Origin of the sequence: Paenibacillus sp. FSL H8-0034, assembly GCF_038000305.1 — a bacterium.
In the GTDB taxonomy this organism is placed as follows: Bacteria; Bacillota; Bacilli; order Paenibacillales; family NBRC-103111; genus Paenibacillus_S.
Genome location: NZ_JBBOBS010000001.1, coordinates 420,431 through 444,734 on the forward strand (window position 1 = coordinate 420,431; position 24,304 = coordinate 444,734).

26 protein-coding genes are annotated in these 24,304 nt (G+C 47.0%); 7 read left to right on the plus strand and 19 right to left on the minus strand.

Going from position 1 to position 24,304, the window contains the following annotated elements; translation table 11 throughout:
* Window positions 1-83: 83 nt before the first annotated feature.
* The 6 genes from NST47_RS01945 to NST47_RS01970 form a co-directional block, all read right to left on the minus strand.
* Window positions 84-878 (minus strand): energy-coupling factor transporter transmembrane component T family protein, encoded by a 795-nt coding sequence (locus NST47_RS01945; protein WP_341153710.1) that lies wholly within the window; start codon window positions 876-878, stop codon window positions 84-86.
* A complete protein-coding gene (locus NST47_RS01950; RefSeq protein WP_341153711.1) occupies window positions 866-1,765 on the minus strand; it encodes an ATP-binding cassette domain-containing protein in 900 nt (299 codons plus the stop codon). Before NST47_RS01950 ends, NST47_RS01945 begins: the two co-directional genes overlap by 13 nt.
* A complete protein-coding gene (locus NST47_RS01955; RefSeq protein ID WP_341159583.1) occupies window positions 1,762-2,574 on the minus strand; it encodes an ATP-binding cassette domain-containing protein in 813 nt (270 codons plus the stop codon). Before NST47_RS01955 ends, NST47_RS01950 begins: the two co-directional genes overlap by 4 nt.
* Before the next feature lie 19 nt (window positions 2,575-2,593).
* The gene (locus NST47_RS01960; RefSeq protein WP_341153712.1) at window positions 2,594-3,124 is read right to left on the minus strand and encodes a CD3072 family TudS-related putative desulfidase; all 531 of its coding nucleotides are present in this window, start codon (window positions 3,122-3,124) and stop codon (window positions 2,594-2,596) included.
* A complete protein-coding gene (locus NST47_RS01965) occupies window positions 3,111-3,701 on the minus strand; it encodes a CD3073 family putative ECF transporter S component (protein WP_076233817.1) in 591 nt (196 codons plus the stop codon). Before NST47_RS01965 ends, NST47_RS01960 begins: the two co-directional genes overlap by 14 nt.
* Before the next feature lie 332 nt (window positions 3,702-4,033).
* Window positions 4,034-4,240: a dihydrofolate reductase family protein gene (locus NST47_RS01970; protein ID WP_341159584.1), complete on the minus strand. Its 207-nt coding sequence runs from the start codon at window positions 4,238-4,240 to the stop codon at window positions 4,034-4,036.
* Window positions 4,241-4,404: 164 nt separating this feature from the next.
* Between NST47_RS01970 and NST47_RS01975 the strand changes: the two genes are divergently transcribed.
* Window positions 4,405-4,923 carry a GNAT family N-acetyltransferase gene (locus NST47_RS01975; RefSeq protein ID WP_445667344.1) on the plus strand — a complete coding sequence of 173 codons (519 nt, stop codon included), beginning with the start codon at window positions 4,405-4,407 and terminating at the stop codon, window positions 4,921-4,923.
* A 52-nt stretch (window positions 4,924-4,975) separates the two neighbouring features.
* Here NST47_RS01975 and NST47_RS01980 read toward each other — a convergent pair whose 3' ends face one another.
* Window positions 4,976-5,512: a hypothetical protein gene (locus tag NST47_RS01980; protein ID WP_341153713.1), complete on the minus strand. Its 537-nt coding sequence runs from the start codon at window positions 5,510-5,512 to the stop codon at window positions 4,976-4,978.
* 79 nt (window positions 5,513-5,591) lie between these two features.
* A complete protein-coding gene (locus NST47_RS01985) occupies window positions 5,592-6,128 on the minus strand; it encodes a helix-turn-helix domain-containing protein (RefSeq protein WP_341153714.1) in 537 nt (178 codons plus the stop codon).
* Window positions 6,129-6,409: 281 nt separating this feature from the next.
* On the opposite strand from NST47_RS01985, the gene NST47_RS01990 reads away from it, so the two are divergent.
* The 3 genes from NST47_RS01990 to NST47_RS02000 are packed head-to-tail and all read left to right on the plus strand — an operon-like array spanning window position 6,410 to window position 8,288.
* The gene (locus NST47_RS01990; protein WP_341159586.1) at window positions 6,410-6,796 is read left to right on the plus strand and encodes a DoxX family protein; all 387 of its coding nucleotides are present in this window, start codon (window positions 6,410-6,412) and stop codon (window positions 6,794-6,796) included.
* Between the two features lie 47 nt (window positions 6,797-6,843).
* A complete protein-coding gene (locus tag NST47_RS01995) occupies window positions 6,844-7,518 on the plus strand; it encodes an alpha/beta hydrolase (RefSeq protein WP_341153715.1) in 675 nt (224 codons plus the stop codon).
* The gene (locus NST47_RS02000) at window positions 7,515-8,288 is read left to right on the plus strand and encodes a dioxygenase family protein (protein WP_341153716.1); all 774 of its coding nucleotides are present in this window, start codon (window positions 7,515-7,517) and stop codon (window positions 8,286-8,288) included. Before NST47_RS01995 ends, NST47_RS02000 begins: the two co-directional genes overlap by 4 nt.
* 81 nt (window positions 8,289-8,369) lie before the next feature.
* Here NST47_RS02000 and NST47_RS02005 read toward each other — a convergent pair whose 3' ends face one another.
* Window positions 8,370-8,948 carry a TetR/AcrR family transcriptional regulator gene (locus NST47_RS02005; RefSeq protein WP_341153717.1) on the minus strand — a complete coding sequence of 193 codons (579 nt, stop codon included), beginning with the start codon at window positions 8,946-8,948 and terminating at the stop codon, window positions 8,370-8,372.
* A gap of 230 nt (window positions 8,949-9,178) precedes the next feature.
* On the opposite strand from NST47_RS02005, the gene NST47_RS02010 reads away from it, so the two are divergent.
* Window positions 9,179-10,381, plus strand: coding sequence for an MFS transporter (locus NST47_RS02010; RefSeq protein ID WP_341153718.1), 1,203 nt, complete (start codon window positions 9,179-9,181; stop codon window positions 10,379-10,381).
* A 41-nt stretch (window positions 10,382-10,422) separates the two neighbouring features.
* Here the strand turns inward: NST47_RS02010 and NST47_RS02015 are convergent, their stop codons facing one another.
* The 6 genes from NST47_RS02015 to NST47_RS02040 form a co-directional block, all read right to left on the minus strand.
* A complete protein-coding gene (locus tag NST47_RS02015; protein WP_341153719.1) occupies window positions 10,423-10,707 on the minus strand; it encodes a hypothetical protein in 285 nt (94 codons plus the stop codon).
* 89 nt (window positions 10,708-10,796) lie between these two features.
* Complete coding sequence (locus tag NST47_RS02020; RefSeq protein ID WP_341153720.1) at window positions 10,797-11,639, minus strand: carbohydrate ABC transporter permease; 843 nt, start codon at window positions 11,637-11,639, stop codon at window positions 10,797-10,799.
* Window positions 11,629-12,501 carry a carbohydrate ABC transporter permease gene (locus tag NST47_RS02025; protein WP_341153721.1) on the minus strand — a complete coding sequence of 291 codons (873 nt, stop codon included), beginning with the start codon at window positions 12,499-12,501 and terminating at the stop codon, window positions 11,629-11,631. The genes NST47_RS02020 and NST47_RS02025 overlap by 11 nt, the downstream gene beginning before the upstream one ends.
* A gap of 118 nt (window positions 12,502-12,619) precedes the next feature.
* Window positions 12,620-13,963, minus strand: a complete 1,344-nt coding sequence (locus tag NST47_RS02030) for an ABC transporter substrate-binding protein (protein WP_341153722.1) — start codon at window positions 13,961-13,963, stop codon at window positions 12,620-12,622.
* A gap of 123 nt (window positions 13,964-14,086) precedes the next feature.
* Window positions 14,087-14,845 carry a response regulator transcription factor gene (locus tag NST47_RS02035; protein ID WP_341153723.1) on the minus strand — a complete coding sequence of 253 codons (759 nt, stop codon included), beginning with the start codon at window positions 14,843-14,845 and terminating at the stop codon, window positions 14,087-14,089.
* Between the two features lies 1 nt (window position 14,846).
* Entirely contained in the window at window positions 14,847-16,592 is a 1,746-nt protein-coding gene (locus NST47_RS02040) for a cache domain-containing sensor histidine kinase (RefSeq protein ID WP_341153724.1), read from the minus strand.
* A 185-nt stretch (window positions 16,593-16,777) separates the two neighbouring features.
* On the opposite strand from NST47_RS02040, the gene NST47_RS02045 reads away from it, so the two are divergent.
* A complete protein-coding gene (locus NST47_RS02045; RefSeq protein ID WP_341153725.1) occupies window positions 16,778-17,677 on the plus strand; it encodes an NAD(P)-dependent oxidoreductase in 900 nt (299 codons plus the stop codon).
* 94 nt (window positions 17,678-17,771) lie between these two features.
* On the opposite strand, the gene NST47_RS02050 is transcribed toward NST47_RS02045, so the two are convergent.
* The 4 genes from NST47_RS02050 to NST47_RS02065 all read right to left on the minus strand — a co-directional run bounded on the left by NST47_RS02050 (window position 17,772) and on the right by NST47_RS02065 (window position 21,672).
* Window positions 17,772-18,950 (minus strand): NAD(P)/FAD-dependent oxidoreductase, encoded by a 1,179-nt coding sequence (locus tag NST47_RS02050; RefSeq protein WP_341153726.1) that lies wholly within the window; start codon window positions 18,948-18,950, stop codon window positions 17,772-17,774.
* 30 nt (window positions 18,951-18,980) lie between these two features.
* Entirely contained in the window at window positions 18,981-19,424 is a 444-nt protein-coding gene (locus NST47_RS02055) for a DUF1641 domain-containing protein (RefSeq protein WP_240415673.1), read from the minus strand.
* Window positions 19,425-19,810: 386 nt separating this feature from the next.
* Window positions 19,811-20,692 (minus strand): tetratricopeptide repeat protein, encoded by an 882-nt coding sequence (locus NST47_RS02060; RefSeq protein WP_341153727.1) that lies wholly within the window; start codon window positions 20,690-20,692, stop codon window positions 19,811-19,813.
* 23 nt (window positions 20,693-20,715) lie between these two features.
* The gene (locus NST47_RS02065; protein ID WP_341153728.1) at window positions 20,716-21,672 is read right to left on the minus strand and encodes an ATP-binding protein; all 957 of its coding nucleotides are present in this window, start codon (window positions 21,670-21,672) and stop codon (window positions 20,716-20,718) included.
* A 285-nt stretch (window positions 21,673-21,957) separates the two neighbouring features.
* Between NST47_RS02065 and NST47_RS02070 the strand changes: the two genes are divergently transcribed.
* Window positions 21,958-24,285: a chondroitinase-B domain-containing protein gene (locus NST47_RS02070; RefSeq protein ID WP_341153729.1), complete on the plus strand. Its 2,328-nt coding sequence runs from the start codon at window positions 21,958-21,960 to the stop codon at window positions 24,283-24,285.
* Window positions 24,286-24,304 lie beyond the last annotated feature (19 nt).

Genomic DNA, 24,304 nt, shown 5'->3' on the forward strand with positions numbered 1-24,304 from the left:
ATGCGATAATCAAATCGTCCACGACAGGAAAGAGGTACACTGCATAGGCAGTATACCTCTTTCTTGTGACCACAGACATTGAATTATTTAAAAATAGTAAGCGTGAGCAGCACAACGGAAGCAGTCAAAACGAGATAATCCCGTAGCTCGAATCGGTATAATCGAATCGGCGTTCGCCCTTGATCACCAAGGTAACAACGGGATTCCATCGCTGTTGCCAGATCCTTGGCGCGAAGAATCGCGAGAACGAACAGAGGTACCAGCATCGGGAGCACTCCGCGAAATCGGGCTATCACGCCTTTACGGTGAAAACCGCCTCCGCGCGCTGTCTGCGCCTTTTGGATTTTATCAAATTCCTCCAGCAGCAGCGGAAGGAATCTCAAAGCGATGGAAAACATCATGACAGCTTCATGAACGGGTACCTTCCACCTTTTAAACACATTCAGCAGCAGTTCCATGCCTTCCGCCAAAATAATAGGCGATGTCGTTCTCACTACAAGAGACAATACGATGACGATTCCGAATATTTGCTCGCACATCATAATGCCTTTGATTGCCCCATTGTAGGAAAACTCAATAAAGCCCCATTGAATCAGCGTTTCGCCTGGTACTGTGAGCAGCATCGATTGATAAATCATCGTAGTAGCAAAAAATAACAACAGTGATAGGATCGTGAAAGCCAACATCCGCCAAGACAGCTTGGCGACAGCCCACAGGACGATCAGCAGAACAATTTGAATGCTCTTCAGCTCCAAATTGCTGGATAATAAAAGGCCCACTCCAAACAACAATGCGGCGATTATTTTCATTCTCGGATCCCAGCGCTCCAACCAGGAATCCTTCTTTTGATAGATGAGAAAGCTGGCTACGGAAGACATAGACGTTCCTCCTCCAATGAGCGCTGCCGCTTCTTAAACAGACTAATCAGTAATGGAGTGATTTCACTGATGTTGTACGGATGATTGATTTCAATACCGCAGGCTTCCAATACCAAGTCACGCAGCACCAAGGCAGGAGGTTTTTCCCAGCCCAGTGACGCAAGCAGCGTCGGGTCTGAAAGCAGCGCTTGCGGCAAGCCGTCGGCGACAATTGTACCGTCCTTAATAATCAACAGCCTAGAAGCGTGCCCAAGCATTTCTTCAAGCTGATGGCTGACCCATATAATTGTTGTGCCCAGCTCCTTATTGAGACGGTGCAGCATGTCAAACAAAGAGGTTCTGGATGGATAATCCAGACCTGCTGTAGGCTCATCCAGAATGATCAACTCCGGCTCAAGAACCACGACACCGGCAATCGCGACTCGTCGTTTCTCTCCACCGCTTAGCTCAAAGGGGCTTCGCTCTGCAAAAGCATCATAATCCAACCCGACTGCTTCCATCGCACGCTTTACTTTAGCTTTCTTCTCCTCAGGCGTAAGCCCGCTGTGACGCAGACCAAAGGCAATATCCTCCGCGACCGTTACCGAAAAGAGCTGATGCTCCGGATATTGGAAAATAAATCCAATTCGATCAAAGAGCTCGGGGCGCTTTGAGGTAAATGGGTTGGTTTGGTCCAACAGCACATCTCCAAAGGACGGTTTTAAAAACCCTTTGATCAATTGCATGAAGGTCGATTTGCCTGATCCCGATTTGCCAGCGACCGCCAGCATTTCGCCGCTTTGAATATCAATGTTCACCTGTTGTAATATGCAGGAAATGTCCGTTACTTTTGTTTTCCTGCTGCGCTTCTCGTAAGTAAATGAGACCTCCGACAGTTCAATATTCATAACCATTTCCTCAATTCCTCAATGCTTGAAGAAGCCGATACAGGGACGCCTGCTTTACGGAGCGATAGAGCAAGACTTCTTTCGAATGGGAGCTCTAAACCGCACGAAGTCAAAAGATCTTCATCATTCAAAATATCATCAGGCTTGCCCATCTGCCGGACACAACCTTGCTCAAACAAGACGAGGCGATCCGCATCTAGAACCTCCTCCAGGTGATGGGTGATATAAATGATGGCAAAAGGATGTGCCTTACGCGCTGTATGCAGCGTATCGACAAACTGTCTTCTTGCAATAGGATCGAGCATGGATGTGGACTCATCCAAAATCAGATACCGCGGGGCCAGCGCCAGCACGGAGGCCAGCGCCAATTTTTGCTTTTCCCCACCCGATAATTGGCTGACCAATCGATCCTCCCCCGCGTTTAGTTGAACCAGCTCCAACGCCCATTGAATTCGGTTCTGAATATCGTGCTGCGGCCATCCTATGTTGGATAATCCGAAGGCGATATCCTCCCCGACTGTTATTCCCACCTGTTGGTTTTCAGGGTTTTGAAATACAATCTGTACCGCCCTGCGAATCGCAGGAAGCTGCGCAGCATCCATCGTAGATCGTCCATCCACGGTAATGGTACCTTCCGTTGGCCATTCGATACCGTTAAGAAGCTTGGATAAAGACGATTTCCCTGAACCATTAGGCCCCAAAAAAGCAACGAATTCATCGGGTGCGATGTCCAGGTGGATATTCCGCAAAGCCCACCGATCGGTTTCACTCCCATAGTAGGAGAAGGAAACATCGCGAATAGAAATCATCGTTTCCACACCGCCTTTTCTAGTTGTTCAAATCATTTGCTTGCCGCGAAGTGGCAGATGGTTTCCGATCGGCTGCGATAGGACCGAAAATGCTTTTGTCATCTGTAGGATCAAAGTGTCCTTCTACCGTGTTAGGAATTTGCCAAAAGAAATCAATATGGACATCTGCTTCCTTAGCCATATCGAGCAGGTCCTGCATAAATACGCCTTTACCCGGATCGCAGGAAGGGCTCCCTGCAATGCCCAGCCCCCCTACGATTGTATAGCCGTGATTTTGATAAACCTGTAATTGTTCAATGACGGGAGCGAGTATTTTACGGTTATGCGCATGAAATTCAGGAGTGTCATACTGCTCGACTGTCATCGGTGGACGCTCAGGGCCGAGAAAAGTGAACTCGGGGCACGGAAGCTGAATAATTCCATAGCCTTGTTGATGGGACCATTCAATGACACTTGTCATGACCCCGTTGCTCCGCGCCAACTCGGCAACTACAGCGTTTTGATTCAGCACGCAGTGAGAAGTTACGATAATTTTCTTATTTCGCTTCATGAGAAGCACCTTTGTTTCTTAGTTTGAAATCCGGACGTTTCAACAATGATTGGGGAATGCTTTTGATAACGTAATAAATCAGGACAGCGGATAAAATCTTATCAATCAGGTTATCGAATAATCTCGGCAAAAAGGCAGAGGCGAACACGCTGGAACCTGCATTTTTAAGCCACAATACGGCAATATCCTGAATTCCGCCCGTCAATCCGCCGAATAGGCCTACCGCAATCACGGTTCCTACAACCGGGCAGACGATGCCAAGAATAATACCGGAGATAATGGAATTAAAGAAATTAAATCCGCGTTTGACGGCGATGAAGCCGACTATAAGCCCGACAAATGCATTAACGAGGGCAAAAGGAATCGATGTATAAGACTTGGTAACACCCAGCACCAAGTTAGTAAGAATACCTACAAGTGCTCCCCAGAAGGGGCCAAAGATAGCTGCAATAAAGATCGTACCGACGGTATCGAGAAAAAGGAACGGAATTTTCAGGCTGCCAATAACAGTGCCTGCGATCACATTGATAGCAACCGCCAGCGCACCTAAAGTAATAATTAATGTTTTCTGATTCATGCAAGAACTACCTCCAAGGATTCAATTAATAAAAACAGAACTTTCTATAAGTAGAACGTCACGCTTTAATAGTGAATCCAGATTCCCCCTTTGTACATAAACGAGACAACATTTTGGCGCCTTACGAATGTTACCTACCGACGAATAAAACCAAGTTAGTTTATAGTATTACTATAAGTATTCATTGTATGTTTTATTTTCGATAAGTCAATATGCTTTTCAAAAAATAATTAAATAAATTCAGATTTACAACGATTACGTACAACGCAAAAAAAGGAACCTGCCCCTGCTTGAGTGGCAAAGCTCCTTTTTCGTTTTGTAGATTTAATTGTTCAAGGACCCTTTGCAGCAATTCTATAGTGAAGCAATACGATTCCGGAATCAAAATGCTTGGTTTCCAACAATACGAGCTTCATTTCTTTGACATCTTTAAATAGCGGTTTTCCCGTTCCTATAACAACCGGCGTTGCCACGATCAAGAGCTCATCAATCAAGCCTTCATTGGCAAGCTGCTGCACAATCGTACCACTGCCAAATATACACCTTTCTCATATGGTTTGCCTCCTTATGCTCACTGTCCTGTCGGTTAGGCTCAGTCCGATACCTGTCGAATCTTATTTTCGCATGTACAAGCAGACGAGGGTTCTTATAGATTGCTACTTATTATGTTAAAATAAGGAAGATAATATTCTGCTAATTAGAGGTGATTGTATTGGCTGATGAAGTGCAAATCGAACCAATATTTTCGATAGAAGAACATAAAAGTGAGCTTTCGGAGCTGCTGATCCGGGTAGTAGAAGAGGGGGCATCGATTGGTTTTTTGCCTCCATTGAAGCTTTCTGAGGCGACTCGCTATTGGGAACATGTATTAAGTCCTGAGGTGATCTTATTTATCGCTACAACAAATAATCGGGTAGTGGGTAGTGTCCAGTTACATTTATGTACGAAGCAAAATGGCGGCCATAGAGCGGAAATTGCCAAATTGATGACCCACCCCGAGTATCGACGTCATGGTATTGGCCGGTTGCTCATGAACAAGGCCGAAGAAAGGGCCAGGCAGGAAGGCAGGTCGTTATTGGTTCTCGATACAAGAGAAGGAGATCCGTCCAATCTCCTGTATGCTTCCATAGGTTATATTCAAGCTGGACGGATTCCGGAATATGCGAGGTCTGCCACTGGGGAATTACACGCAACGATATATTATTATAAAAGCTTTAGTTAAGTCTGCGCGGCTGAAGAAAGCGCGATCTCACGGGAATAACAGTGTAATGGTATTAAGGAAAATCCAATGTATCGTGGATAATCATAAACATGGATTCTAATTGATCTGGATATTGCTGCTGCATTCGCTGCCAGACTTCGTTCGGAAGCACCAAGATTTCATGCGTATCAGACATATACGATTCCGTAATAAGACGTGGCTCATATTTGTCTTTGATAATAGCTGCGAAGCCTCTAATGGTTATATACCGGTCTTGGGGAGAGAAGCTCAGCTTAATGGGATAAACCTCCCCATCGTAGGTCACCTGCAATCCATCATCCGTATTTTCGACTTCAACCTCCTCCGGAATCGATTCCCCAAGCAAGCGAACAATTTCATCATCATATTCCCGCCAATCAATCGTTTTCGCGAATACAAGTGCAAAAGCATGAATCACCTGCTGGTCTAACGATTCGGCCGCGAGCTCCTTGAAATCTGTCTCCGTCATCCCATAACGCTCGAAAACGTTCTTATGATTGTGCAGAAATGGTTGGAGTTGAGACTCGTCTCTTTCAAAAAGAAAAGCTAAATCCTTTTCAGTCGGCATCATGGTCATCGTCTCCCTCGAATTTGGAATAAGCTGCTATTAAATTTTAGCATACGAGATGATAGAGGTCGATTTCTGTGGTTCAAGAATCCAGTTCCCTATAAACGGCGATCAGCACTAACGCAGGCTGGTCTCGGGTATTGGTTACTTTATGAGGGACACTCGCATTCCAGCTAAAGGAATCTCCCTGCTCCAGCACGGCGCTATCTTCCCCTTGTTCGGCTACGACGGTTCCGTTTAAAACAAAATGACATTCCTCTCCTTCATGAGCATGTGGATGATCCCCGGTCGATGCGCCTGGAGGAAATTCGACGATACGCATGCGCAGGTTCCCTTGTGTAGAGAGATGCTCAACCCTTAATTTTTCTATGCCGGTTGTTGTGTGCTGTCGTTCCGCTTGTCGTACGACCTGCATCCGTTGTTCTTTTTGCAGCAGCAAATAAGGGAGGGGAACCTTTAAAAAGGAGGCTATGCTTTCCAAAGTAGCGATGGAAGGGGACGTTTTATTATTTTCTACATTACTGATAAAGCCTTTGGAAAGGCCGGTTCCTTCGCACAGCTGTGGAATGGTTAGTTTCTTTCGTTTGCGTATTGCCCGAATCGTAGATCCGATATCCATAGTCGCATACCCCTTTAGTTTTGTAATAAACATATATTATTCATAATAGCAAATTGTTATTGACAATCCAACGATGAAATGATAGATTTGTTTTGTTAATACAGATATAAGTATCGTATAAGAATACTAATGAGGAGGGTTTGAGATGGAATTCCAATCTTTTTAGCATTCTCATAATAGGAGATAGCTTTTTATAGGGGATAACTTAAATATACGAGAGTTTAATAAGACAAATCAGCTTATGAATATAAAGGAGTGTTATTCACTTGAAGACAACAACAATGGTAACGATCATGAGAGTTCTATTAGGTATTTTGTTTATGGCACACGGCATCTCGAAATTCCAGATAGGGCTTGGCAATGCAGCAGGGTGGTTTGGCAGTATTGGTCTTCCTGAATCTGCAGCTTATGTGGTTGCCTACCTGGAGCTCATTGGTGGAATCGCCTTGATCATCGGATTCGCAACCCGTTACTTCGCAATCGGCTTTATGGTTATGCTTGTGGGGGCGATCATAACGGTGAAGCTTCCGGTGGGGCTGCTGGGGAACGCCCAAATGGCAGGTTATGAGCTGGATCTGGCGCTGCTGGTTATGGCGGGTTATTTGGCTATTGCGGATGAGCGCGGGGTAGGCCTGGATCGGCTGCTATTCAAAACGAAAACTCAATAACAACAGCATCAATGACTTGAAAATAAACCCGGTAAAGGAAGGGTCTTATGTCTATCGATTATGTCTACGATGTCAAATTGCCTGACGAGTACAATTCGGAAACGAAATATCCCGTTATTTTTGCTCTTCATGGACTCGGTTCTAACGAGCAGGATATGCTCGGTTTACTAAGCGATTTAAGCTCCGATTTTATTGTGATTGGCATTCGGGGACATCTTCCTCAAGGCAGCGGTTTTGCGTATTTTCATATCAAAAGCATAGGTAACCCCATACGTGAACATTTTGATCAATCGATGCAGCAATTGCAACAGTTTATTGAAATGGCAGCTACCCAATATGCGATTGATCCAGTCCGCCGCTATTTGCTTGGTTTCAGCCAGGGCGCTGTGCTTTCCATGTGTTTGGCTTTGACCATGGGTGAACGAATAAAAGGGATCGTAGCTTTAAATGGATACATCCCGAGCTTCGTTAAGGATGAATACTGGATTCAATCGGTAACCGATTTGTCCGTTTTCATATCGCATGGCGAGCATGACCCGATTTTTCCGAAGCAGCTGGGCGATAATAATCATGAGTTTTTCCGGAAGCTGTCCCATCATGTTACGTATACAACGTATCCATCAGCACACGGTGTGTCTCTGGAGAACCAACAAGACTTTATACGCTGGATCAGGCAAGATGCAGCAGCAGCTCATATACCCGGTAAAGGAGACTTACAATGATACCTTCTTTTTTTATGGCTCATGGCGCCCCCTCGCTGGCACTCGAACAAAACGACTACACAGCACTCCTCAAAAATTTTGCAGCAGATTATCCTAGACCCAGAGCGATCGTGCTTTTTTCCGCGCATTGGGAGAGCAGAGAGCAGCAGGTGTCGGCTTCTTCAGCACCATACGAAACGATCTATGATTTTTCCGGATTTCAGCCTGAGCTGTATCAAGTCCAATATCCGGCTTCCGGCGATCCTGAGCTTGCGAAGGAGATTCAAACCTTGTTTCAACAGGAACAAATCCCTGTGAGTCTTGACAGCGAGCGCGGATTGGACCATGGCGCCTGGGTTCTTCTGCATCTGATATATCCAGCGGCACATATCCCGGTAATCGCATTATCCGTAAATCGGCATTTGTCGAACGCAGAGCAATATCGGATCGGCAAAGCACTAGCCTCACTTCGGGAAAAAGATATACTGATCATCGGCAGCGGTGGGACCGTTCATAATTTGCGGAGACTGGAGTGGGGAGCCTCCCAAACTACGGATTGGGCAGCACAATTTGACGGTTGGCTGGAAGAGAAGCTGAATGCGTGGGATTTGGACTCGTTGTTTCAGTATGAGCAATTGGCTCCTTACGCCAAGGAAGCGGTGCCTACTCCGGAGCATTTTATTCCATTGCTGCTGGCTATGGGCACCGGAGATGCTAATCGAACAGCTTCGCTGATGCACCGCAGCTACCAATATGGAAACCTGAGCTTAAGCTGCTGGAAGTTTGACTGACCTAAGAAATATGATGAAAATAACGAGTAGGCTGGCCCCAAAAGGGTGCAGCCTCTTTTTCAAGAGATAATGTATAAGTTTTCATGACAAGCGGATTCCAGCGAATGCGGTTTTGACCAATTGCTGCACATAGGACTCGTCCAGTTGATCACCTGTTACCAGCAGACGATAAAAAATCGGCCCATACATGAGATCCGTGCATAATTCAATATCGAGATTGTTTTTCAATTCCCCGCGCTCTATACCCCGTTCAATCAGTTTCCTGGCCTCCATCCGGCGAGGATGGAAATATCGGGTCCGATAGGCCTCCGCCAATGCCGGATCAAACTGTCCTTCGCCTAGCAGCTCCGTAATGATGATTCCTTCCCGACTAGTTAAGAACTTCAATAAATTTGTGGCATGGATGAGTATATCGTTGAATACCGAACCCGTGTCAGGCACCGGCAATCTTGCTGTGGCCGTAGACATAAAACCATCCATGACTACGGCGGCCTTGTTAGGCCACCATTTATAAATCGTAGCTTTGCTCACCTTCGCGCGGTCAGCAATTTTTTCAACCGTGACCCCACCAAATCCATTTTCCAACAATAAAGAATAAGAAGCGGAAAGAATAGCATTTTGCGTTTCAACATTTCGAGGCCGCCCTTTTTTGCCCTGCAAGCTTAATCTCCCCCTTTTGTAAATTGTCCCTAAAAATAAACGATACGTTCAGTATACTAAGATTCATCTCAAAAGAAAATGAAAACACCTATTTACAAAACGATACGTTCAGTATATTATTTGATTATCAATTAGTAAACTGTACGTTCAGTATTTAGTAAGTGGAAGTAGTAGTTCTTAAATGAACGATACTGACGCACGCTCAGAAAACAATTATGAGGAGGATTATTATGAAAGAGGAGCAAGTGAAAGAGAATATCGACCTATCAAGCTGGATGATGTTTTTGTTGGCAGCCGCGTGTGGACTGATCGTTGCCAATCTCTATTATGCTCAGACCCTGGTAGGTCCTATCCGTATCTCTACGGGCCTTTCCTCCACAGCGGCAGGGCTGATCGTCACCTTAACTCAAATCGGGTATGTAGTAGGACTCCTGTTTCTCGTACCGCTCAGCGATATTGTTGAAAATCGCCGACTTACAGTTGTATCGCTAATTGTAGCGGTCGGTGCACTGCTTGTAGCCGGAATCGCACCCAATGCAACGGTGTTTCTGACTGCGTCTTTATTTATCGGTATTGGGTCTGTTGTTGCTCAAATTCTGGTGCCGTATGCGACCTATTTAGCGTCTGAAGAAAAGCGCGGCCGTGTAGTTGGCAATGTGATGAGCGGCTTATTGCTTGGAATTATGTTTGCCAGGCCGACAGCAAGCTTTATAACCAGCATATGGGGCTGGCAAGCGGTGTTTGTCTTATCGGCCATTGTAATCACGTTATTGGCTGCTCTGCTAGCGTTTGTTCTCCCAGAGCGCAAACCATCGCCATCGGTTTCCTACGGTAAATTAATTATTTCCTTAGGCACCTTATTCAGACAAACACCTGCATTACGCCGCCGTGCCTTTTATCAGGCCTGCTTGTTTGGAGCCTTCAGTCTCTTTTGGACCGTCGTTCCAATGCGGTTGGCGGATGATTTCGGAATGTCTCAAACAGGTATTGCATGGTTTGCCTTAGTTGGTGTAGGAGGAGCTATTGCAGCGCCGATTGCTGGGAGATTGGCGGATAAAGGGTGGAGCAAATGGTTAACCGGGCTTGCTATGGTCATTGCCGCCTTGTCCTTTTTGTTAATCCATCTTTTCAATCGCCATTCAACTACAGCGCTTATTCTGCTTTTTATTTCTGCAATCACACTGGATATGGCCATATCGGGAAATCTTGTTCTTGGGCAGCGTGTGATTTATTCATTGGGGAGTGAGGCGAGAGGACGCTTGAACGGGCTATTCATGGCTGTCTTTTTTATTGGCGGAGCTATAGGCTCATCATTAGGCGGTTGGGCTTATGCCTACGGGGGCTGGAGTTTTACCTCTCTTATCGGATTCTTCATGCCGATTATTGCTTTGCTTTACTTTTTCACTGAGAAAAGAACGGCAACATCAAAATGAAAAAGGCTGTCCCCAAATGGACAGACCCTTTGTTAGTAATCCTACTGTTCGTTCTCGATAGCTTGAGCTTCCGCCTGCTGCAAGAGTTCACGATTGTCATTCAATTGCTCTTGCAGCTGCTGAAGCGCCTCTTCATTTTCTTCGATTTTAAGTGTGTTCGTCAGCCCGTTATCTGCCCGCTCCAACGCATTGTGTGCTTGCTCGATCAACTGTTCACTGGGGTGTGAGGCAGCTTGCTCTACAGCACTCGTTACTTTATTGACGGAGTTGAACAGCTGGTTGATCGGTTTGTCCGGCTTCCAGCTCGTTTCTGTATGTTTGGCCATATCCATAACCTCCAGGTATCGTAATATACAAGAGAACTACTTCTTTACTATGGCAAAATAACTGGATTTTATGCATGGCAAACAGCTGGCTACTTTAAGCCTGTCATGGCTACTCCCTCGATAAATTTTTTCTGTGCGAAGAAAAACACCGTGAGTAGTGGGAGGGTGGCCACAACTGAAGCAGCCATCACCAGATGCCATTCTGTTCCGCTGTCCGAGGTGAATAAAGAAAGCGCAAGCGGAATGGTGAACAGCTTACTGCTGTTCAAGTACACCAATGGCTCAAAAAACTCGTTCCAGCTGTGCAAAAAAGTCAAAATCGACAAGGTAGCTATCGCAGGAGAGGCCAGTGGCAGCATGATTTTGCGAAAAGTGGTCCATGGCGTGCATCCGTCAATTTTTGCGGCTTCATCAAGATCATTGGGAATCGTGATAAAAAACTGGCGGTACAGGAAAACACCGAACATCCCGCCAGCTCCAAGCATCGGAGGAACAATAAGCGGAAAATGCGTGTCCACCAATCCGATTTTGGACAACCATATAAACAAGGGGATCGTAGTGATTTCCGTAGGAATCATCATACTGCTCAGGAGAATCAGAAATGTAGCATTTTTCCATGGGAAGGCGATCTTGGCAAAGGCATAGCCGGCCAGCGCGGCAAACAGGCAGGTTCCGATTGTGACCAGAGTGGCGATATACAAGCTGTTGAATAGATACAAATGAAAGGGCTGCTTCGCAAACAGGTCAAAGTAATTACTCCATTGGATTGGACTCGGTATCCACTGCGGCGGAAACGATAAAGCTTGCTGGAAATCCTTCAGCGATGTGCTGACCATCCAATAAAACGGAATCAGAATAAAGCTGGTAATCACCATCAGCACTGTGTATTTGGGAATGGCTTTTACAGCTTTTGACCACTTTTTATTGCTCATGATGCACCCACCTTCTCCTCAGGCTCCATTGCAGGATCGTCAGTACGAAAATAATGAAAAACAGGATAAACGCTACCGCCGAGGCATAACCAAATTCGTACATTTTGAACGCCTGCTCGTAAATATAATAGACGAACACATAGGTGCTTGTTCCCGGTCCGCCTCCGGCCAGCACGTAAATTTGCCCGAACACCTTCAATGATCCGATCATCGTAATCATGACGACCATGAACACGGAGGGAGTGATCAGCGGAAGCGTCACGTTGCGAAAGGTTGCCCACCTGCTGGCTCCATCCATCCTGGCTGCCTCATAGTACATATGGGGGACATCATTCAGCGCCGCCAAAAAGATCACCATGTTGATCCCGAGCCCCTTGAGCAGCGTCACGATAATAACCGTCGGCATCGCCAGTGAAAGATCATAGAGCCAAGCAGGTCCCGTAATGCCAACTATGCGCAATATGGAATTAACGAGTCCGTTGTCAGTTTGGAAAATATATTTCCAGACGGTTGCCCATACTACTATTGAGGTAACGACAGGCGTGAAAATAGCAGTTCTAAAAAAGCCGACACCCAAAATCTTATCCTTGAGCAATAAGGCCAAGGCCAATGTCAGCACGATATTAAGCGGTACAAATACAAGAGTGAAATAAAGGGAATTCCATACGGTGCTCCAGAAAACAGGGTCCTTGGTAAACGCCCTGATATAATTCCCCAGACCAATAAACTGCTCTTCCTTAATTAATGACCAATCAGTAAAGCTCATCGTAAATGCCGCGATAATAGGACCTAACAAAAATAGCGCATACCCGATCACCATCGGTAAAATGAACAGATAACCGTACCATTTCTCGCGCTGCATGAATTTCGCACTGTTTAACAAGGTAGACGGTTCCTTCCTTCGGTAAAATAGGTTCAAGAAATATCGCCAAGCGCGGGCTTGGCGAAGGGTATGTCATTAACCTGACATTACGTGCTGCTTATTTCATCAATGGGGTGACTTCTTCCTCCATTTTTTTGAGCATTTCCTTCGGCGTCATGTTGCGGGTATACAGCAGGTCAATGATCGTCTGAACCTTCACATCGATTTGCTGCCAGTTTTTATGAGCGTTTTGCGCTCTGAGCTTTCCATTCATCGGATCGATCAGTGCCGCTTTAATGCCTTCCTTGGTTGGGGATTCGAAGCCTTTGGTCAGCGCATCTGAAGCCAGGACGGAGCTGCGGTTCGGCACGTACATAAAGGCGAACTCGGTCATGGCCTCTTTACTTGTCATAAATTTCAACAGCTCGAGAGCCTCCGGTTTATGCTTGGATTCCTGCATGACGGAATATGCGGCCAGTCCTGTTGCTGCCGGTGCATCGGTGTTTGGACCCTTGGGCATCGGAGCGATATCCCATTCGAAATTTTTAATATTTCTGGCTGTATTGACATAAGCGTAATTTTGCCGGGACATCCCGATTTTCCCGCCTTCGAATGTGATTTGATCCCCCGGCTTCGGATGGATTTGATCCTTGAACATCATATCCGATATGAGCTGGAAGGCTTTTTCACCCTCAGGACTATTCAGCATAAACTTGGTGCTTTCCTCATTCATGAAGTCAGCTCCATAAGCCCAGAAGGTATCCAGGAAAGCATCCTCCCAAGCCTTCCAGCCGTTGGCTGTGATCAGGAAATTTCCGTAAATGCCCTTGGAAGGGTCGCTGATCGCCTTGGCTGCCTGAATATATTCATCATAGGTCCATTTGCCATCCTTGTACTGCTCCAACGGGGTTTTGAGTCCTTTTTCCTTAAACAGCGTCTTGTTATAGAAGATGACCTTCGGCGGGTTCAGAAAGGGTACGCCGTAGAGCTTGCCGTCTTTTTTCAAACGTTGAAAGCTCGAAGGGATGTTATCGTTAAAATCATAGGCCTTATCGTTCTGAATCTCGGAGATATCTGCCAACTGCTTGGCTTCGATAAACTGCGGAATCATTTTATCCGACATCCATACGAGATCCGGCGCCGTTCTGGAGGCGACCATAATCGAAAGCTTCTGCTGGTAATCGGCAAACGGAACAAGCATGAACTCTACCTTGATATGCGGGTTTTTGGCGGTGAATTGCTGGACGTACGCCTCCAGTATTTTTTTGCGTGAATCGTTTTCTCCCCACATTCCGACCTTCAGCAGCACCTCTTCTTTAGGCGCTTCCTTGTCAGTCTTCTTAACTTCACCCGGCTTCGGCGCAGCCGTCGTTCCCTTGGCTGTGTCCGCTCCTGCTGAACACCCGATGATGGAGCTTAGGGCCAATACAGAAAGCAAAACCAGCGACAAATGTCTTTTCATATTCGATTCCCCTTCATAGATCACTTTTATAAGCGCTTACACCTTTATAATAGTGAAAAACCGTACCCGGAAAAATCCAAAAGTTTCGAGTTATGGTTCAAAATTTCGAGTGTTATGCGTAAGCTAGCGTGGATGGTTTTCCCGAAAGTCCGTAGGGGTAGTACCGGTCAGCTGCTTGAACACGGTCATAAAATATTTGGCATTGTCATATCCCGACAGCTTGGCGATTTCGTAAACCTTTAAATTCGTCTCCTGCAGCAGCTGCTTGGCCCGTTCCATACGGCATTGAATCACATAATCGACAAAGTTTTGCCCGGTTTCCAGCTTGAATAAATACGATAAGTACTGAGTATTCATATGTACTTTGTTGGCAATGAATTGAAGAGAGATGTCCTGCCCCAGATGGGCATGGATGATTTCCCGGACCTCACGGATAATTTTTTTCTCGTTCTCCTCTATAGGAGCGTCAGGTGCAAGAGAATGTTTGCGGACGACGCTGCTGTTCTTTTCATCCAGTCGTTCCTTGAGCTGGGTTAAGTATTGCGTCAATTCCACTCTATCGACCGGCTTCAACAAATAATCATCGACCTTGAAACGGAGTGCTTTTTTTACATATTCAAAATCCCCGTAGCCGCTGATCACCAGAATCGCAATATCGGGAAAATTGTGCCGCACCTGCTCAATCATTTCAAGCCCATTCATATTCCGCATACGGATGTCGGTAATAATGCAATCGGGAAGACAACGTTTCATCGCTTCCAGAGCCTCCCGGCCATTCTTAGCCTCCTGCGTTACCTTAAATCCACCGATAACGTCCTCAATCAGCGTCTTCAAGCCTTGTCTGATCAGATCCTCATCCTCAATAAGCATAATGCTGTACATGTTATTCCTCCCATTGGAACGGTAATCGAATGAGCACCGTCATTCCTTGATGTGCATTTTTACGCAGGACGAGCCCGTAGGGCTTTCCATACAAAAGCCGGATTCGCTGATGGACGTTGCGAAGCGCATAACCGCTGCTCTTGTGCCCGAATTCCTGCTTGACGTGGGGATCTTCCCCGGCATAATCAATGCGCCGCAGCACCTGCTCTATCTCTGCTTCGTCCATCCCCAAACCATCGTCCTCCACGGATACGATCAAATCGTCATTTTCCGTTACCGCTTTGATCCTGATGGTCACCGGCTCGCTGCCCATGCCATGCTCAATGACGTTTTCTACGAGCGGCTGCAGGATCAGCTTGAGCACAAGCACGATTTGCAGTGAAGGATCAATGAAGATTTCCGCACGCAAACGGTCACCGCTGCGCAGCTCCTGAATTTGCATATAAGCTTCTACAAACCGAACCTCGTCTCGCAAATATACAAACGTCTGGCGTTTATCGACTGTATATCTCAGCAATTTGCCCAGATTGGTTACGACATCCGATAGCGCCAGATGATGATGCCTGACCGCCATCATATTGATCGATTCTAAGGTATTGTACAGAAAATGGGGATTCATCTGGCTCTGCAGCGCCGATATTTCCGCATCCCGTTCACGCAATTTGGTTTCGTACACTTCACGCACGAGACGCTCAATTTCCCCCACCATCCGGTTAAACACTTCGGTCAATTGCCCGATCTCATCATGGGTGGACACGATGGCCCGTTCTTTGAAAAAACCTTTTTTGACCAATTCCATCTTACTCTGCAAATGCCGGATAGGCTTGACTAACCGATCAGAGGAAAGGACGGCCAGCAGCAGAGCAGCCCCGAGCGATATCAGGGAGATCATCAGGGTGTAGCTCGTGATTTCCTTGGCTTCCTTTCGCAGCTCTGCCAGTGGAATCTGGCCCCATATTTGCAGCCCTGTATATTTGGAGCGGGTAGAAGCGCTTAACAATCCCGGATCGTTCAGGTCAGGCTCCGATGCTGAAGCTTGGGGATACAGGATCGTCCCTTTTTGATCATAAATGTACAGCTTGCTGTTATTGCCGAATTGAACCGAGGAAAAGATGTTTTCAAAGCCTTCCGTTTTGAGATCGACCTTGATATAGCCAATTTTGCTATGGGTGTAGGGCTCACGAATGAGGCGTGACAAGGATACGACCGTTTTTGGTCCAGAGGTGTAATAGGAGACCGTATGCGGGGGGTTAATCGTCAGCCCGCCATCCTCCAGGATGTCGTCTGCCATCCAGTTATTCGTATCCTGCGACCAATAGTTCATGACGCTCGTATCCGAATTGCTGAACAGGCTGCCGTCGTCGGTGAAGATGAGAATGCTTTCAATTTCCGAACGCTCAAAAGCCATTGAGGAGATAAACAAATTCATTTTAAACTGTTCCTCAGCAGTCAAATAAACCCCTTTCTGATAGGAGCTGGTGTGGTTTTTCAGAATGGCGAGGACGTTGGGATCGTACAGCGGAGACAGGGTTAATCTATCAATCTCCTTCATATACCGGTCCAGATTAATTCGGATTTGATCGACGATCTGCAGTGTGTAATTTTTGGTGCTTTGCTCGACATTCGCCGCGTATTTCGTATACGTGAAAGCACCGCTGATCATGAACGGTATCGTAATCAGAGCCATGAACAAGATCATAAATTTCGTGCGGAGCGAAAAAAATGTACGGTTAAGATGTACCAGCAAGATCGATCACGTCCCCTAATGGTTTCTTATTTGGAAGGCTGCAGGCATGGGACCCTGTGTTTTGCTGCTATCGTATCACATAAGTTATTTTTCCGTAATATGGTATGATAAATGAGGCGGACGGGTGAGTCACGGTCAGCCGTACCCAAGATAGCCATACATAGAACGTACCAAGCTGGAGGGTGATGAAACTGCAACGGATTAGCTTTATTGGGATGGGGGTCATGGGCTCCCGAATGGCGGCACGACTGGTTAAAGCCGGATATGAGGTCACTGTGTACAATCGTTCGGCGGATAAGGTAGAGCCGCTGGTACAGCTGGGGGCGAGCCGCGCGGCGACAATTGGGGAAGCTGTAGAACTGGCAGACGTGATATGTACCTGTCTATCGATGCCGCAGGATGTTCAGGCATTGTATATGGGTGAGCAGGGTATTTTTAAACAAGCGAAGCCCGGCGCCATCTGTATGGACTTTACAACCGTCGGTCGCGAGCTGAGTGTGCAGTTGGGGGTGGAGGCGGCATCGTATAAGCTGGTTTATTTGGACACACCTGTGAGCGGCGGCCCGGAGGGTGCAGAGCGAGGTACATTAACGATCATGGTGGGTGGACAAGCGGATGCCTATGAGCAATGCTTGCCTGTGCTCCAACAATTAGGCTCCAATGTGCAGTATTTGGGCAGCTCGGGCTTGGGCAGCGTAGCCAAGCTGATGAATCAATATTTGGTTGCCACCCATACTTTAGCGGCTGCAGAAGCTATGGCAGCAGGCAGTGCCTATGGAATCAATCCCGAGCAGCTGTATCAAATTCTCTCCACAAGCTACGGGGATAGCCGGATGCTGCGACGCCATGTTGAGCAGCATATTCTGGATCGCAGCTTTCAACCAGGGGGCGCTCTGAAGTACCTGCTTAAGGATGTCGGATTGGCTAACCGACTCGTAGCCGAAGCCGGGATAGAAGTATCAACCGGAAATCATGTAGAAGCCGTACTGCATAAGGCTGTGGAGCAGCAGCTGGGGGAGCTGGACATGTCTGCTGTGATCTTGTCTCTGGAGCTGCTAACGGGGACCAAGGTGGAAAGAAAGTAGAAGCACTTTTTTAAATAATCCATATATATCTGTATAACAAAAAGCCCCTTCACAACAATATGCTGTGGAGGGGCTTGATTGCATAGTCAGCTTATTAATAAGCAAGGGCAAATAATCCGTTAATGTGGGACAAGTAACGGGCGTTGCTCGCTTTCTTCATCAAGGATGCCGGAGTACCTTTTAATTCAATACCGCTTCCACCTACGGAGCCGATACCGTCTTTACGGCCAAGGCTTGCCAATGTTCCCGAGAATACAGGGCTGAAGCTGTCCATGGTTGTACCTTTGAAATGAGCAGCGATATTAGCGCCAGCAAGCTCACCCATTTGCCAAGCCAATTGCGCAGTTGGCGGGAATGGACGGCCTTCAGGTCCAAATACGACTGCGCAGTCGCCAGCCAGGAATACATCAGGATGAGAAACGGATTGCAGCGCTTCGTTAACCGTTGCACGACCACGATTCACTTCTACTCCACAGTTCGCTACCAGCGAGCTGCCTTGTACGCCGCCAGTCCAAACCAATGTGCTGGTATCAATCGTTCTACCGTCTTTGAGGCTTACGGTTGGTCCGTTCACTTCAGTAATCGCAAGGCCCGTCAAGAATTCAACACCGCGATTTTGCAGGCTGACCGTTGCACGCTCGATAAGCTCAGCAGAGAAGATTGGCAGAATGCTTGGCATAGCCTCGACCAGATACAGCGATACATCTGCGAAATCAACGCCATATTTGCGGCAAATGCCTGGAAGCTCATCAGCCAGCTCACCGACCAGCTCAACGCCTGTCAAGCCTCCGCCACCGATAACGAAAGTAGCGTCTGCTTTGTTGTTGGTGCTGCTGTAATTGCGAATGCTTTGCTCCACATGTGCAAATAGACGGTTGGCATCGGCTACGGATTTCAGCGTAAAGCTGTTTTCCTGCAGACCTGGAATACCAAAGTAGTTGGTTTCACTGCCAAGAGCGAGCACCAAAGCGTCATAGCTGAACGTTTTGCCACCCAAAAGAAGCACTCTGCGTTCTTCCACATTAATTTCATCAACCGTACCAACCACCACATTGATTTGTTTACCTTTAAGCAGCTTTTCCAAAGGCAAAGCTACTGCCTTCTCGGCAACATTGCCTGCAGCAAGACGGTGCAGCTCAGTAATAATTTGGTGCGAGCCCACGCGGTTAATAACGGTAATTTCTGCTTCTTCATGCGTTAGATGGGCACGAGCGGAAAGAGCGCTCAATAAGCCGCCGTAGCCGCCACCCAAGATCAAAATTTGTTTACTCACGTTTATCCTCCATTCTGGCAATAGGTTGTTTTATAGGTGGTCTTGCTTTTTTCTCTCGCTTAAAATATCAAGGTATGCCTGGCTAAAACGAAGCATTTTTTGCAGTTCCGGATCTTTAAGCAGCTTTAGCATGCCAAATAGGCCGATGGTGGCATCGCTTTGATCAGCACGATCGTTGGCTTCAATAGCAGCCGATGCGTAACCTTTTACTTTTTCCTCAATTGGTTTGACAACTTCCTGAATACCGCCAACCATGTCTTGAATCAATACACGGTCGTTGGCTACTTTATTAGCCAAATCATACGTTTTGGTAAGCAGAGTCATCATTTCCGTAAGTCGTGGCAGTTGATCTACCAATACGGTCAATGCCTCTTGTACCTCAGGTTTTAACAATTGATCCAATACATCTGCTTTAACGGTTGCCGGAGCTGCTGAAACTTCTTGTTCTGATACTTGAGCAGTGGTTTGTGCCATTCTTTGTTCCTCCTTTATTCATCTGAATTGTTCGCAAGTAGCAAAAACGATATTCCGCGATCTATATGAAATATAATATAGGTTATTATTATATTATCCATTCACTTGTGAAAAAAATCACATAGAAGTTAGAAAGTTTCCGTGTCTAAGCTGCTGCGAACCAAGTAATTGCTAAGCTATATTGTATACCTTATAACGCCGGGAGACAATAGTTTTTTCATCATTTAGTTACAAATTATTCGGTGTTCCTGGAGTTATTGCTGTAAAGGAAATTATGATGCGGATTTACATGCATAAAGTGGGAGCTGTCAGCCAAAGGAGATGTCCCCTCAAGCAGCCAAGCTGCTGGTGACATCTCCTTTTTCACGTCATAAGTAACTCGCGATTTATGATTGTTTTCTAAAAATCGATCGCCAGCCGAACACCTTGGCTTTAACCAGGAGCTTGCTCGTCCAATGCGAGAGAACATGCAGCACAATAAATAGGATTATCAACGGTTTGAATAGAAGCCAGGCGACGACCCAGGTGAGGAAGATTTGCCACGGCTTCATCTTTTTGATAAATGAGGGCAAAAGAAGCAAGCGGTAAAACCAATAGCTTTTTTGCAGGCTTTTCAGATATTCCCTGCGGATCTGTGCATCTGTGGGATCGAGTCTTATTGCATTTTTCAAATACTCCTGTTCCTTATCGTAGTCGCCTCTTTTTTCGGCGGCCCAGGCCAGATAGAGAAAGGTTTGATCGTGATCCGGGTTCTGGAACAAGGCGGCCTGCTCAGATGCCAGCGAAGCCTGGAAATTGCGGGCGTTGGCATGCAGATAGCTATCTCCAGCCAAGTACAAGGAGTTGTCGGGAGCCAACTGCAGCGCTTGGTCGAGTTCCTCCCTCGCTTGCTGAAGCTTGCCCTTTTTGTGATACAAATTAAAGCTGAGGAACAAATAATGGCTTTCATAGGGATCGATACGCTGCGCTTCCTTGACCGCCTGCAAATACTCCTTTTCCTTACCCTGGGAATATAAAACGATCACACGCACGAACCAGCCGATTTTATTCTCGGGGTCATATTTCAGAGATTCCGCCGACCAATGCAGGGCTTTGTCATACTTACCGGATTTCATATAGATTTGGGCAAGCATCCCATAAGCATTGGCATTCTCTGGTTCCTCCCTGAGCCACTGCTCGGCCTCAGCAATCGCTTCGTCAAAGCGCCTCCAGTTCGTCAGCTGGAACACCCGGGTCATATGGTCAGATTGCTCATAACGTAAGGACACCGCAATCACCTGCAGCCTTCTGCTTATTTGATTCGATAGGTTTTGATATACTCCAGCACATGCTCATAATCTTTGTTAATATCGCTGAAGGTTGCATAGTTTTTGGCCGTTGAAAACCAATCCAGTGTGGTCGCCTTGCGGCCTGTTACACTCTTTTTCAGATCTTGGTCCGTAATGGGCTGGATGTCTCCGCTCTCCAGGGATCGCTCCAGGGCTTGCTCAATTGCATCCCGGACCACCTGCTCGAGATCCGCACCCGAGAAGTGTGTAGTTTGCTCAGCCCACTTTTTCAGATTTAAAGGCTCCTGTGGCTTGCCCTCCAGCTTCAATCCCAGAATTAATTCCCTCTCGGCAGCTTCCGGCGGCGGTACAAATACCAGATGATTAAAGCGTCCTGGACGGCGCAGCGCAGAATCCAGATACCATGGCGTGTTGGTGGCACCAACCACAAGCACCTCATGATTATACGATTGCAGGCCATCCAGCTCCGTTAGCAGCTGATTGACGAGCATGCGATCGTGGTGCTGATGCATGTGATGACGGCTCCCGCCCATAGCGTCAAGCTCATCGATGAAAATGACACACGGCTTTTCGGCACGAGCCTTTTCGAAAAAATCATGCAAATTGTGTTCGCTCTGCCCTGCATACATCGATAAAATAGCCTGCAGCTCAATATGAAGGAAATTGGCATTAATCTCACCAGCGATAGCACGGGCGAGAAAGGTTTTGCCGCAGCCGGGAGGCCCATAGAGCAGTAGGCTGCCGCCAGCGGTTTTTCCGAATGCCTGAAACATTTCCGGCTGTTTGAGCGGGAGTATAAAGTTCATACGGATTTTCTTCTTGATCTGCTCCATGCCGCCAACCTGCTCAAACGTAATACGGGGTTGGTCCATTTCGATCAGATGATTTCGCTCTTTATTAAATGAAATGACCTTTAATTTGTTCTTTCTTTCGTCTTTACCTTGGGTATCATCGGACATTAGCTTCAACTCCTTAAGGGTAAGAAGAACATCATCCATTCGAACTTGAATTTAATATGATTTTATCAGCAAAGCCACGGCGGTTTCAAGTTTCTTGACTTCATGGCGACCGGTTGTTGTTCTGAAAATAACGATGGGATTGGTAAAATAAACGCCTCAGTATCGATTTTGATGATCTGTTTCGATTTTGAAGGTTTACTTTTCCATAGGCTTGTAGCAACAATGGCAATAGAGTGCACTCTAACCATTTGAAAGCGTTTTTAAAAAATGAAAAGGACGTGTGCAATGGTAAAGCGTAAACAAGTTTGTGCGTTGGTGGTGTTCATTTATTTACTAGTAACGATGCTCCCGATCTCCGCCACTTATGCCGCAGATGCGAAGTTTATCATCCCGATAACCAACGTAACGGCAAGCGGCAATGATGGAAACGAGCCGAAAAATGTACTGGACGGCAATTTGACTACCCGCTGGTCGGCTAGTGGCGACGGACAGTGGATTCAGTTTGATTTGGGAACGGACCTCAAGAAGCTGGCTTATGTAAAAATGGCCTTTTTGAACGGTGACACACGCACATCGACCTTTGATATTCAAACCTCCACGGACAATGTAACCTTTACGACAGTGCGCTCTAACGTCACGAGCAGCTTGAGTGCAAGCCTGCAAACCTTTGATTTTACGGATGTAGATCCGGTTCGTTATGTGAAAATTATCGGGCACGGCAACTCTGTGAATGCGTGGAACAGCTACACGGAAGTGGAGATTTACGGAGATGTATCGGCAGTCAATACATCGGCTGATGCCAAGTTCACGGTTCCTGCCGCTTCGATCAGCGATAGTGGCAATGACGGCAACGTGCCGGCTAATACAGTGGACGGGAATACAGCGACCCGTTGGTCGAGCAACGGTGATGGTCAATGGATCCAATACGATTTGGGGTCCAGCAAGACGGTAGCTTATATCAAGCTGGCTCCTTTTAACGGCGCTGCAAGAACCTTTACCTTCGATATACAGACATCTGCAGATAATGTGACGTTTACAACGGCGCGGTCCAATGTGACCAGCAGCTTGAGCGATGCCCTGCAAACCTTTGATTTCCCCGATGTGTCGAACGTACGCTATGTGCGAATTGTCGGTCATGGTAATTCGAGCAGCACATGGAACAGCTACAGCGAGGTTGAAATATATGGGCACAGTGAAGCGAGTACAGGTGTGGTGAACGTGTCGACGGCGGCCCAATTGGCGACCGCGATTAGTAATGCGTCTGCAGGCACAACGATTGTACTGGCGAATGGCAACTACTCGGCTCCAGGCCCGATCCAGATTGCTGGTAAAAACGGTACAGCCAGCAGCCCGATCAAGCTTATTGCGGCAAATCAGGGTCAGGCAATTATTAACGGCGGCGCATTTTTCTATGTGCAAAACTCCTCTTATGTGACCCTCGAAGGACTGAAATTTACGCAGCCAGGCAGCTCAACGAACGCATCGTTTGACAAGTCGGCTGTCATTTTGGACGGATCGAACAATATAAGGCTGACACGCAATTTGTTTGCTTTATCGGAGAGTGGCACCAATTCGATGTGGGTTCAGGTCAGGGGTGTGAACAGCCATCATAACCGGATCGACCACAATGATTTTGGCGGAAAGAAGGATACGGCTCCGCTCATTGCCTATGAGGGCGATGGCAATGGCAATATTTCGCAGTATGATACAATCGAATACAACTATTTCCATGATGTCGGTCCCTGGGTAGCGAACGGCAAGGAAACGATACGTTTGGGATTGTCCGGAATTTCGTTGTCCAACGGGTATAACACGATCCAGTACAATCTGTTCGAGAACTGCGATGGCGAGCCGGAAATCGTCTCGGTCAAAAGCAGCAACAACACAGTCCGTTATAACACGTTTAAAACCTCGAAGGGCGGGCTGACGTCCAGACATGGCCACAGCAACAGCTTCTACGGCAACTTCTTCCTTGGAGACGGGGTTGAAACTGAAGAGGCAGGAATTCGAATTTACGGCAACGATCATAAGATCTACAACAATTACATGGAAAACCTGACGCAAAGCGCGATCATCATCGACAGCGGTAGCTTTGATGGCGGAACGGGTGGTTATCCGCCGAATCCGACACCGACACAGTTAACGGCACAATGGAAGGTTTATCGCGCACAGGTCGTCAACAATACGATTGTGAACAGCACCTCGGGGATCATCGTTGGATCGGGTAAAACCTACGCTCCAGAGGGCGTCAGGGTGGCTAACAATATTGTGAAAAATTCAACAGGCACGCTCTATAATGAAGCGGCAACGACGAATACCGTGTTTGAAGGAAATCTCGGCTACGGCAGCACCTTGAACAATAAATCAAGAACGACTGGTGAAATTCGTCTTGCTGACCCGTTGTTCAGAACGTTTAACGGGCTGCAAAAGCTATCATCCACCAGCACGGCCGCAATTAACTCTGCAGTTGGCAGCTATACGTACGTCACCACGGACATGGATGGTGAAGCCCGTTCCATAAACGATGTAGGTGCGGACGAATATTCCGCCTCAACCGCTATTCCGGTCGTTCATCAGCTGTCGCCTTCCGAGGTAGGAACGAACGCGCCTTAAGGCTGGTCTATAAGCCAAG

Coding starts and splice junctions, on each gene's coding strand:
- NST47_RS01960 (WP_341153712.1), bottom strand. CDS start 3,124: ATGAAGCGAAATAAGAAAATTATCGTAACTTCTCACTGCGTGCTGAAT.
- NST47_RS02030 (WP_341153722.1), bottom strand. CDS start 13,963: ATGAAAAGACATTTGTCGCTGGTTTTGCTTTCTGTATTGGCCCTAAGC.
- NST47_RS01955 (WP_341159583.1), bottom strand. CDS start 2,574: ATGATTTCTATTCGCGATGTTTCCTTCTCCTACTATGGGAGTGAAACC.
- NST47_RS01950 (WP_341153711.1), bottom strand. CDS start 1,765: ATGAATATTGAACTGTCGGAGGTCTCATTTACTTACGAGAAGCGCAGC.
- NST47_RS02020 (WP_341153720.1), bottom strand. CDS start 11,639: ATGAGCAATAAAAAGTGGTCAAAAGCTGTAAAAGCCATTCCCAAATAC.
- NST47_RS02010 (WP_341153718.1), top strand. CDS start 9,179: ATGAAAGAGGAGCAAGTGAAAGAGAATATCGACCTATCAAGCTGGATG.
- NST47_RS02035 (WP_341153723.1), bottom strand. CDS start 14,845: ATGTACAGCATTATGCTTATTGAGGATGAGGATCTGATCAGACAAGGC.
- NST47_RS01965 (WP_076233817.1), bottom strand. CDS start 3,701: ATGAATCAGAAAACATTAATTATTACTTTAGGTGCGCTGGCGGTTGCT.
- NST47_RS01980 (WP_341153713.1), bottom strand. CDS start 5,512: ATGATGCCGACTGAAAAGGATTTAGCTTTTCTTTTTGAAAGAGACGAG.
- NST47_RS01995 (WP_341153715.1), top strand. CDS start 6,844: ATGTCTATCGATTATGTCTACGATGTCAAATTGCCTGACGAGTACAAT.
- NST47_RS01990 (WP_341159586.1), top strand. CDS start 6,410: ATGGTAACGATCATGAGAGTTCTATTAGGTATTTTGTTTATGGCACAC.
- NST47_RS02015 (WP_341153719.1), bottom strand. CDS start 10,707: ATGGCCAAACATACAGAAACGAGCTGGAAGCCGGACAAACCGATCAAC.
- NST47_RS02070 (WP_341153729.1), top strand. CDS start 21,958: ATGGTAAAGCGTAAACAAGTTTGTGCGTTGGTGGTGTTCATTTATTTA.
- NST47_RS02000 (WP_341153716.1), top strand. CDS start 7,515: ATGATACCTTCTTTTTTTATGGCTCATGGCGCCCCCTCGCTGGCACTC.
- NST47_RS01985 (WP_341153714.1), bottom strand. CDS start 6,128: ATGGATATCGGATCTACGATTCGGGCAATACGCAAACGAAAGAAACTA.
- NST47_RS02045 (WP_341153725.1), top strand. CDS start 16,778: ATGAAACTGCAACGGATTAGCTTTATTGGGATGGGGGTCATGGGCTCC.
- NST47_RS01945 (WP_341153710.1), bottom strand. CDS start 878: ATGTCTTCCGTAGCCAGCTTTCTCATCTATCAAAAGAAGGATTCCTGG.
- NST47_RS02025 (WP_341153721.1), bottom strand. CDS start 12,501: ATGCAGCGCGAGAAATGGTACGGTTATCTGTTCATTTTACCGATGGTG.
- NST47_RS02055 (WP_240415673.1), bottom strand. CDS start 19,424: ATGGCACAAACCACTGCTCAAGTATCAGAACAAGAAGTTTCAGCAGCT.
- NST47_RS02065 (WP_341153728.1), bottom strand. CDS start 21,672: ATGTCCGATGATACCCAAGGTAAAGACGAAAGAAAGAACAAATTAAAG.